The following is a 9,844-nucleotide window of genomic DNA, read 5'->3' as shown; positions in this document are numbered from 1 at the left end:
GGCGCGCCACCCCGCCGGGGGCCGCGCCCCCCCGGGGGGGCGGGGGGGGCGGGCGCCCCCCCCGCCGCCGGCCCCCCCCCCCCTCGACCGCCTCCTGCCAGCCGGTGTACGGCAGCCGCCCGCCCGCCGTGAGCAGGACGTCGACGCCGGGCGCCGCCGGGCTCTCCGCGTGCACGATCCGGCCCTCGGAGAGGTAGAGCGTCCCGTGGTCGCGCAACAGGGCCCCGGTGGCCCGCTCCTCGGCGAGGCGCAGCAGCATGGGGGAGACGGTGCGCGAAACCGGCGAAACTGGTGAAAGCGCCGGAGGCGCGGGGTGCGCGGCGGGCGTGGCCGGGGAGCCCGCGGTGGCGGGCCGCTCGGTCATCCGAGCACCAGCCGTTGTGCCAGCTGCCGCAGGCGTATCCGGGCGAGGGCGAGATTGCCGGTGGCCCGGTCGAGCCAGAGGTGCAGGAAGACGCTGCTGTCGAACGTCGTCTCCACGAAGCACAGCACGTGGTAGCCGGTACGGGTGGTCACGATCACGTCTTCGACGGGCAGCCCTTTCCCGCCCCCCCCCGGGGCGGCCCCCCCGCCCCCGGCGCCCGGCTCCCCGGCGCCCCGCCCCCCCCGGGGCCCGCCCCGCCCCCCCCCCCCCCCCCCCCCCCGTCCGGGGCCGCGCCCGGCCCCGGGTCCGGCGCGAACGTGGTGTACTCGGCCGCGGTGCGGGCCAGTTCGGCCGTCTCCGCGGCCGCGGCCTCCGGATCGCCGCCGGGCGACTCGCCCGCCGTGCCCAGGGCCAGTCCGCTCGTCCAGTCGACCACCGACGCGCCGCGCGCTCCCGGCAGGGCCATGGCCTCGGCCAGGCATGCGTCGATTCCGGGCACACGAACTCCCTCCCCCGGTCGGGTGTGCGGCCGCACAGTCGTGCGGAAGCAGTGACCGCGACACTACGCATGGTGTTCGACGCGGGAAGGGGAGTCCGGCACTTTCCCCGGAGAGAGGTCAGTTATGAACGTGGCATATGCAAAAACGTGGCCCCCCCCGATCGAACGCGATCGGGCACGTCTTGTTTGTGGAGGAGGCGTGGGGGTGGCCGCAGCTACGGCAGCAGCGCGTCGGTGTGCTCCGCGCCCGACTCCGTGACGATCTCCTCGACCGTCTGCGGCGTCCGTACCGTCGCGAAGCCGACCGGTCCTGCCGTGCCGTCCCCCGGCGCTCCGGGTGCCGTGAAGCCGTACACGCCCGGCCGGGGCAGGCTGTTGTACGCGTAGTGGTGCGCGAAGTAGTACGCCCCGGTGTCCAGCGCCGCGACCACGTCGCCCTGCTCGATCAGGGGGAGCGGGCGGTCCGTGGCCAGCAGGTCGCCTGCGAAGCACGCCGGGCCCGCGACATCCTGCGCGACCGGCTCACCGGTGCGCGGCTCGCCCTTCGCGTCGTACGCGGCGATCCGCAGCGGCCACGACTCCGGCGCGTACACCGTGCGCGTCGCCACTTGCACGCCCGCGTGCGTGACGGCGATCGGACGGGCGCCCGCGGACTTGGTGTACTCGACCTTCGCCAGGATCGTGCCGTGCTTGGCGAGCAGCGAGCGGCCGAACTCGGTGACCAGTCCGTACCTGCCGTCGAACAGCCCCGGCACCGTCTCCTTCAGGACGCGTACATAGTCCGCGTAGCCGGGAGTGTGCTCCTCCGAGGCGAAGTTCACCGGGAGGCCGCCGCCGATGTCGAGCGTGTCGATCTGCTGCCGGCCGGCCGCCGTGTTGATCTCCTCGGCCAGCTCGTACAGCGCCTTTATGCCTTCAGCCATCAGCGCGAGCGGCACCCCCTGCGAGCCGGAGTGCGCGTGCAGCCGGGTCAGCCACGGCCGCCGCGTGTACGCCTCGACGACCCACTCCCGCGCGCCCTCGTCCCGCAGCGCCACGCCGAACTTCGACGTGGACGTGGCCGTGGACAGCGCGCCGATGGACCCGGTGCCGGTCTGCGGGTTGACCCGGACGCCGATCGGGGAGCGCGTGCCGAGCTCCGGGACGAGCGTGTCGAGGCGGGCCAGCTCCTGGCGGTTGTCGGCGTTGACCGCGATGCCGAGCGACAGGGCCTCGCGCAGCTCGGCCGCGGTCTTCGCGGGGGAGTCCAGCACGGTCGCCTCGGCGGACATTCCGGCGGCGCGGGCCAGGGCCAGCTCCCCGGGGCTCGCGACCTCGGCACCCACGCCCAGCTCGCGCAGCAGCCGCACCACGGGCACCAGCGGCGACGCCTTCACCGCGAAGGCGTGCAGCACTGGCGTGCCCGGTGGGAGCGCCGCGTGGAACGCCGCCCGCAACGCGGCGACGGACTCCCGGACACCCGCCACGTCGAGCAGGCCCACGACCGGCTGCTCGTCGCTGATCAGGCCCTCGGCCACGGCCGCGCGCACCGCGCGGTGGCGCCGGGCGGCCGCTGCGGCGCCCCGGTCCGCGGCCGAGTCCTCTATGTCGGTCATGTCGGTCTCTGTCTTGCCCATGTGCATGTGCCCATCATGCTCGATGGCCCAGTCGGTCGGGCCGGCCCTGTTGACTAGGAATATTCAGAGGGTCAGGATGTGAATATCTGGTTCACCCGTGAGCGCGCCCCCGGCGCGAGTACGTGAGCCCGACCAGTACGCCCGTTCAACCAGCGTCAGCTCAACCTGTACGCCCGTTCAACCAGTACGCCAGCGCAACCAGCACGCCCGTTCAATCAGTACGCCAGTGCACCCGTGCACGTCGGATCGCTCGTGGAGGAGTTCCCCGCCATGTCAGAGCCTCGCCTCGTCAGGGCCCCGCGCGGCCCCCAGCTCAGCGCCCTGGGATGGCAGCAGGAAGCCGCCCTGCGCATGCTCCAGAACAACCTCGACCCGGAGGTGGCCGAGCACCCGGAGAAGCTCGTCGTCTACGGCGGCACCGGCAAGGCCGCCCGCGACTGGCGCTCCTTCGACGCCATGGTCCGCACGCTGCGCACCCTGAAGCAGGACGAGACGATGCTCGTCCAGTCCGGCCGCCCCGTCGGCGTGATGCAGACCCACGAGTGGGCCCCGCGCGTCCTGATCGCCAACTCCAACCTCGTCGGCGACTGGGCGAACTGGGAGGAGTTCCGCCGCCTGGAGGCCCTCGGCCTGACCATGTACGGGCAGATGACCGCGGGCTCCTGGATCTACATCGGCACCCAGGGCATCCTCCAGGGCACCTACGAGACGTTCGCGGCCGTCGCGGCCAAGCGCTTCGGCGGCACGCTCGCCGGGACGATCACCCTCACCGCGGGACTCGGCGGCATGGGCGGCGCCCAGCCCCTCGCCGTCACCATGAACGACGGCGTCGCCATCTGCATCGACGTCGACCCGCGCGCCATCGAGCGCCGTATCGAGCACCGCTACCTCGACGTGCGCGCCGACAGCGTCGAGCACGCCTTCCGGCTCGCCGTCGAGGCGCGCGACGCCCGCCGCCCCCTGTCCATCGGCCTCCTCGGCAACGCCGCGGAACTGCTGCCGCAGATCCTCGCCGACGGCGCCCCGGTCGACATCGTCACCGACCAGACGTCCGCGCACGACCCCCTCTCCTACCTCCCGGTCGGCGTCGACTTCGACGACATGGCCACCTACGCCGCCGACAAGCCGGCCGACTTCACGAACCGCGCCCGCGAGTCCATGGCCCGCCACGTCGAGGCCATGGTCGGCTTCCAGGACGCGGGCGCCGAGGTCTTCGACTACGGCAACTCGCTGCGCGGCGAGGCCAAACTCGCCGGGTACGAGCGCGCCTTCGACTACCCCGGCTTCGTCCCCGCCTACATCCGCCCGCTGTTCTGCGAGGGCAAGGGCCCCTTCCGCTGGGCCGCCCTGTCCGGCGAGGCGTCCGACATCCACAAGACGGACAAGGCGATCCTCGACCTCTTCCCGGAGAACGAGTCCCTGCACCGCTGGATCAACATGGCGCAGGAGCGCGTCCACTTCCAGGGCCTGCCCGCCCGCATCTGCTGGCTCGGCTACGGCGAGCGCGACCGCGCGGGCGAGCGCTTCAACGACATGGTCGCCTCCGGCGAACTCGCCGCGCCCCTCGCCATCGGCCGCGACCACCTCGACACCGGCTCCGTCGCCTCCCCGTACCGCGAGACCGAGGCCATGCGCGACGGCTCCGACGCCATCGCGGACTGGCCGCTGCTCAACGCCATGGTCAACGTCTCCTCCGGTGCCTCCTGGGTCTCCATCCACCACGGCGGCGGCGTCGGCATGGGCCGCTCCCTGCACGCGGGCCAGGTGACCGTCGCCGACGGCACCCCGCTCGCCGGCGAGAAGATCCGCCGCGTCCTGACCAACGACCCCGGCATGGGCGTCATCCGCCACGTCGACGCCGGATACGAGGAGGCCGAGGCCGTGGCCGACGCCAAGGGCGTACGCGTCCCGATGCGCGAGCAGGCGGGGGAGGAGGGCAAGTGACCCCGCCCGCGTTCCAGACCATGTGGGCGGACCTCGCCCCCATCGGCCGCGACGACACCACCGGCGGCTACCGCCGCTACGCCTGGACGGCGGCCGACGCCGACTGCCGCGCCTGGTTCCGCGACCAGGCCGCGGCCCGGGGCCTCGTCAACGAGACCGACCGCAACGGCAACCTGTGGGCCTGGCTCGGCGACCCCGAGGCGGGCGACGCCGTCGTCACCGGCTCCCACCTCGACTCCGTCCCCGACGGCGGCGCCTTCGACGGCCCGCTCGGCGTGGTCTCCGCCTTCGCGGCGCTCGACGAGCTCCGCGCCCGCGGCGCACGCCTCACCAAGCCCCTCGCCATCACCGCCTTCGGCGACGAGGAAGGCGCCCGCTTCGGTGTCGCCTGCGTCGGCTCCCGACTGTCCGCGGGACAGCTCACCCGCGAACAGGCCCACGCGCTGCGCGCCACCGACGGCACCACCCTGCCGCAGGCGATGGAGGCCGCGGGCTGCGACCCCGACGCCATCGGCCCCGACCCCGAGCGCCTCGGCCGGATAGGCGCGCTCGTGGAACTCCACGTCGAACAGGGCCGCGCGCTCGACCTCACCGACGCACCCGTCGGACTCGCCTCCGCCGTGTGGCCGCACGGCCGCTGGCGGTTCGACTTCCACGGCGAGGCCAACCACGCGGGCACCACGCGCCTCGAAGACCGCAGGGACCCGATGCTCCCCTACGCGGAGACCGTGCTCGCGGCCCGCCGCGAGGCGGAACTCGCGGGCGCCCTTGCGACCTTCGGCAAGGTCCTCGTCCAGCCGAACGGCGTCAACGCCATCCCCTCCCTCGTCAGCGCCTGGCTCGACTCGCGCGCCGCCGACCCGGCGTCCCTCGACACCGTCGTCGCCGCCGGCGACGCGGCGCCCCGCGACGCCGCCGCCCGCTCGGGCGTCGAACTCACCTTCGCGCGGGAGTCCTTCACCCCCGTCGTCGAGTTCGGCCACGCCCTGCGCGACGAACTCGCCCGTATCCTCGGCCACTCGTCCACCAGCCCCCTTCCCGTGATCCCCTCGGGCGCGGGACACGACGCGGGCGTCCTGTCCGCATCCGTGCCGACCGCCATGCTGTTCGTGCGGAACCCCACCGGCGTCTCGCACTCCCCGGCCGAGACCGCGGCCGAGGACGACTGCGTGGCCGGGGTGCGCGCCCTCGCCGACGTACTGGAAGGACTCGCGTGCGCATGAGCACCGCCGGCGCCGCCACCTACTGGCTGGAGCACGCCTGGCTCGGCACCCGTGCCGAGCCGGGCGTCACGGTCGAGACCGCCGGCGGGCGCATCACCGCCGTACACACCGGAACGGCGGCCCCGCCGCCCGGGGCGACCGCCCTGCGCGGCCTGACGATCCCCGGCCTGGCCAACGCCCACAGCCACGCCTTCCACCGCGCCCTGCGCTCCGAAGTGCAGGTCGGCAGCGGCACCTTCTGGACCTGGCGCGACGTCATGTACCGCACCGCGGGCCGCCTCACCCCCGACACGTACCACGCGCTGGCCCGCGCCACGTACGCCGAGATGGCCCTCGCCGGCATCACCGCCGTCGGCGAGTTCCACTACCTGCACCACGGGCCCGACGGCACCCCCTACGCCGACCCCAACGCCATGGGCGAGGCGCTCATCGCCGCCGCCGCGGAAGCCGGCATCCGCATCACCCTCCTCGACACCCTCTATCTCTCCTCCGGCCCCTCGCCCACGGTGCGCGGCGCCTCCCTCACCCCGCAGCAGCTCCGCTTCTCCGACGGCACCGCCGACGCCTGGGCCGAACGCGTCTCCGCGCTCAGGACCCCGGACCCGGACCAGGCGCTGATCGGCGCCGCCATCCACTCCGTACGCGCCGTGCCTGCCGACCAGATGGGCACCGTGGCCGCATGGGCGGGAGCCCGCGAGGCGCCCCTGCACCTCCATCTGTCCGAGCAGACGGCGGAGAACAACGCCTGCCTCGAAGCGCACGGCAGGACCCCGACCAGGCTGCTGGCCGACCACGGCGTCCTCGGCCCACGCACCACCGCCGTACACGCCACGCACCTCACCGACCAGGACATCGCCCTCATCGGCGCGGCGCGCACCGGCACCTGCATGTGCCCCACCACCGAGCGCGACCTCGCCGACGGCATCGGCCCCGCCGTCGCCCTCGAACGCGCGGGCTCCCCCCTCTCGCTCGGCAGCGACAGCCACGCCGTCATCGACCTGCTCGAAGAGGCGCGCGCCATGGAGCTCGACGAGCGGCTGCGCACCCGCAGGCGCGGCCACTGGACTGCGGCCGCGCTGCTGCGCGCCGCGTCCGTGACCGGCCACACCGCCCTCGGCCGTCCGGACGCGGGCAGCATCGAAGAGGGCATGCTGGCCGACCTGACGACCGTCGCCCTCGACTCCGTCAGAACGGCGGGGCCACCGGCGGGACTCGGAGCGGAGACCGCCGTATTCGCCGCGTCCGCGCCCGACGTGCGCCATACCGTGGTGGCGGGCCGCCACGTCGTACGCGACGGGGCGCACACCCTCGTACCCGATGTGTCCACCGCGCTCGCGGACGCCGTCTCGGCCCTGCGCGCCTGACCCCCGACGGGCCCGGGTCCGCCCCCGTGTCCACGGCCCGGCCGGCCTCCGGAACACCACCCCCGCCGGTCCCCCCACCGCCACCGCCCGCGCGTCCCAGGAAGCCACCACCCGCGCGTCCCAGGAAGGAACAGAGCATCGCGATGACCACACTCGTCACCCACATCGCAAGTCTGGTCACCAACGATCCCTCCCTCGGACGGGGGTCCCCCCGCTCCGGCGCTTCGGAGAACGGGGACGGAAGCCCCCTCGGCCTGATCCAGGACGCGGCCGTCGTCATCGACGGCGACCGCATCGCCTGGGTCGGTGAGACAAGCAAAGCACCCGCCACTGACAACCGGGTCGACGCCGGAGGCCGGGCGGGCATTCCCGGCTTCGTCGACTCCCACTCCCACCTCGTCTTCGCCGGTGACCGCACCGCCGAGTTCAACGCCCGCATGTCGGGGCGGCCCTACTCCGCGGGCGGCATCCGCACCACGGTCGCCGCGACCCGCGAGGCCACCGACGCCGAACTCGCCGCGACCCTCGACCGCTACCTCGCCGAGGCCCTGCGCCAGGGCACCACCACCCTGGAGACCAAGTCCGGCTACGGCCTCAACGCGGCCGACGAGTCCCGCTCCCTGCGTATCGCCGCCGAACGCACCGACGAAGTCACCTACCTCGGCGCCCATATCGTGGCGCCCGAGTACGCGGACGACCCCGCCGCCTACGTCGACCTCGTCACCGGCCCCATGCTCGACGCCTGCGCGCCGCACGCCCGCTGGGTCGACGTGTTCTGCGAGCGGGGCGCCTTCGACGCGGACCAGGCCCGCGCCGTCCTCACCGCGGGCGTCGCGAAGGGGCTGCTGCCGCGCATCCACGCGAACCAGCTGTCGTACGGCCCCGGCGTCCAGCTCGCCGTGGAACTCGGCGCGGCCTCCGCCGACCACTGCACCCACCTCACCGACGCCGATGTCGAGGCCCTCGCCCAGGGCAGCACCGTCGCCACGCTGCTGCCGGGCGCCGAGTTCTCCACCCGGGCCGAGTGGCCCGACGCGCGCCGGCTCCTGGACGCGGGAGCCACGGTGGCACTCGCCTCCGACTGCAACCCGGGCTCGTCGTTCACCTCGTCCGTGCCGTTCTGCGTCGCCCTGGCCGTGCGGGACATGGGCATGACCCCCGACGAGGCGGTCTGGGCCGCCACCGCGGGCGGCGCCGCTGCCCTGCGCCGCACCGATGTCGGCCGGATCTCCGTCGGCGCCCGCGCCGACCTCGTACTCCTCGACGCCCCCAGCCATGTGCACCTGGCGTACCGGCCGGGGGTCCCGCTGGTGTCGGCCGTGTGGCGCGCCGGCCGCCGGGAGCTCTGAGCGTCTCCCGCCCGGAGGTCCGGGCCCCGGGCGGCGCGAGCTGTGGACAGCGGCCAGGGAACGGGCTTCCGGACCGCGCCCGTTGACGGCTCTACCGGCCCTGTGGCGCACAACAGTTGACCCGCGGGCCCCTCTCGCCCCACTTGCCTCACCTGAAGGGTGAAGCCCTGTCCCCCGCGCATGCGGGCCGGTAATGTCCTGTTCCGTATACGGGCGCACCGGAGCGTGGGCCCGCGGGGGGTTTGGTGCCGGAGCACCGCGACCGGGGGGTCGAGTTGAGCGTTGTGCGCAGTGCTGTGCGTATCCGGGTTCTCTCGCCGGGCGAGCTGAATGAGGGGCAGCTCGACGCCTGGCGGGCTCTGCGGGCGGCGTCGGGCGCGCCCATGAATCCGTTCATGGAGCCCGAGTTCACCCTCGCTGTGGGCCGGGTGCGGCCCGCGGCGCGGGTCGCCGTGATCACGGAGGGCCCGGAAGGGGCCGATGGTGCGGAAGTTGCCGCCGCGACCACCGAGGCGTCCGGGTTCCTTCCCTACGAGACGAACACGCTGGGGCACGGCAGGGCCATCGGGCTCGGCGTGTCCGACAGCCAGGGGGCGGCCCTGAGGCCGGGGCTGCGGCTCGCCGCCCGCGAGCTGATGCGCGCCTGCTCGCTGTCGGTCCTGGAGTTCGACAACCTTGAGGAGGGCCAGGCGTCCTTCGTGCCCGACATGGCGGAGGAGTTCGCGTCGCCGGTCATGCACACGGGGGACGGCTTCGACGCGTACGAGGCGGCGCTGCGCGAGCGGTCGCCGAAGTTCTACCGGACGACCACCGCCAAGGAGCGGCGGCTCGGGCGGCAGGTGGGCGAGGTCAGGTTCGTCTTCGACGAGCGCGACCCGGCGGCACTGGCGAAGCTCATGGAGTGGAAGTCGGCGCAGTACCGGCGCACCGGCCGCCGCGACCGGTTCGCCAAGGACTGGGTCCGTGACCTCGTCCACCTGCTGGCCGAGACCCGCCGCCCGGGCTGTTCGGGCGTGCTGAGCGTGCTGTACGTGGGCGACCGGCCGGTGGCCGCCCACTTCGGGCTGCGCTCGAGGACCGTGCTGTCGTGCTGGTTCCCGGCGTACGACACGGAGTTCGCCAAGTACTCGCCCGGCCTGATCCTGCATCTGCGGATGGCCGAGGCGGCAGCGGCGGAGGGCATCGGAATGCTGGATCTCGGCCGGGGGGCCGCCGAGTACAAGGACTCGCTCAAGACGGGCGCGCTCACGGTGTACGAGGGGTCTCTGACGCGGCCGGGACCGCGGGCCGCCCTGCACCGGCTGAGCAGGGAACCGGCCAGGCGGGCGCACAGCTTCGTCAGGAACAGGCCGAAGCTCGCCTCGCTGGCCCAGCGGACGCTCAACCAGGTCGGCCGAGTCCGCGACCGCTGAGGACGCGCGGTGCCGATCCGGCCGAGCGGGAGCGGGGGAGCGCCCCGGGCCCCGTCGCGAGGCGGGCCCCCGC

At 74.1% G+C, this 9,844-nt stretch carries 6 protein-coding genes and 2 pseudogenes; 5 read left to right on the top strand and 3 right to left on the bottom strand.

What is annotated here, in order from left to right:
• The 3 genes and pseudogenes from LCE31_RS26485 to LCE31_RS26470 all read right to left on the bottom strand — a co-directional run.
• Positions 1-364 (bottom strand): annotated as a pseudogene (locus LCE31_RS26485) (hypothetical protein); the annotation flags it as partial.
• A pseudogene (locus LCE31_RS26475) lies at positions 361-863 on the bottom strand (hypothetical protein). The pseudogenes LCE31_RS26485 and LCE31_RS26475, both read right to left, overlap by 4 nt.
• Positions 864-1,078: 215 nt before the next feature.
• Positions 1,079-2,479: a diaminopimelate decarboxylase gene (locus LCE31_RS26470; protein ID WP_225018430.1), complete on the bottom strand. Its 1,401-nt coding sequence runs from the start codon at positions 2,477-2,479 to the stop codon at positions 1,079-1,081.
• A 270-nt stretch (positions 2,480-2,749) separates the two neighbouring features.
• On the opposite strand from LCE31_RS26470, the gene hutU reads away from it, so the two are divergent.
• The 5 genes from hutU to LCE31_RS26445 all read left to right on the top strand — a co-directional run bounded on the left by hutU (position 2,750) and on the right by LCE31_RS26445 (position 9,771).
• The gene (hutU, locus tag LCE31_RS26465; protein ID WP_225018428.1) at positions 2,750-4,423 is read left to right on the top strand and encodes a urocanate hydratase; all 1,674 of its coding nucleotides are present in this window, start codon (positions 2,750-2,752) and stop codon (positions 4,421-4,423) included.
• Positions 4,424-4,443: 20 nt separating this feature from the next.
• Positions 4,444-5,646, top strand: a complete 1,203-nt coding sequence (locus LCE31_RS26460; protein ID WP_225018434.1) for an allantoate amidohydrolase — start codon at positions 4,444-4,446, stop codon at positions 5,644-5,646.
• Positions 5,643-7,010, top strand: coding sequence for a formimidoylglutamate deiminase (locus tag LCE31_RS26455; RefSeq protein WP_225018425.1), 1,368 nt, complete (start codon positions 5,643-5,645; stop codon positions 7,008-7,010). The genes LCE31_RS26460 and LCE31_RS26455 overlap by 4 nt, the downstream gene beginning before the upstream one ends.
• A gap of 143 nt (positions 7,011-7,153) precedes the next feature.
• The gene (gene hutI, locus LCE31_RS26450) at positions 7,154-8,359 is read left to right on the top strand and encodes an imidazolonepropionase (protein ID WP_225018421.1); all 1,206 of its coding nucleotides are present in this window, start codon (positions 7,154-7,156) and stop codon (positions 8,357-8,359) included.
• A 296-nt stretch (positions 8,360-8,655) separates the two neighbouring features.
• Positions 8,656-9,771, top strand: a complete 1,116-nt coding sequence (locus LCE31_RS26445; RefSeq protein WP_225018419.1) for a GNAT family N-acetyltransferase — start codon at positions 8,656-8,658, stop codon at positions 9,769-9,771.
• Positions 9,772-9,844 lie beyond the last annotated feature (73 nt).

This window comes from Streptomyces sp. 8L (assembly GCF_020176795.1).
Taxonomy (GTDB): Bacteria; Actinomycetota; Actinomycetes; order Streptomycetales; family Streptomycetaceae; genus Streptomyces.
Note: the sequence above shows the minus strand (reverse complement) of the source record. Positions and strands in the feature narration are given on the sequence as shown.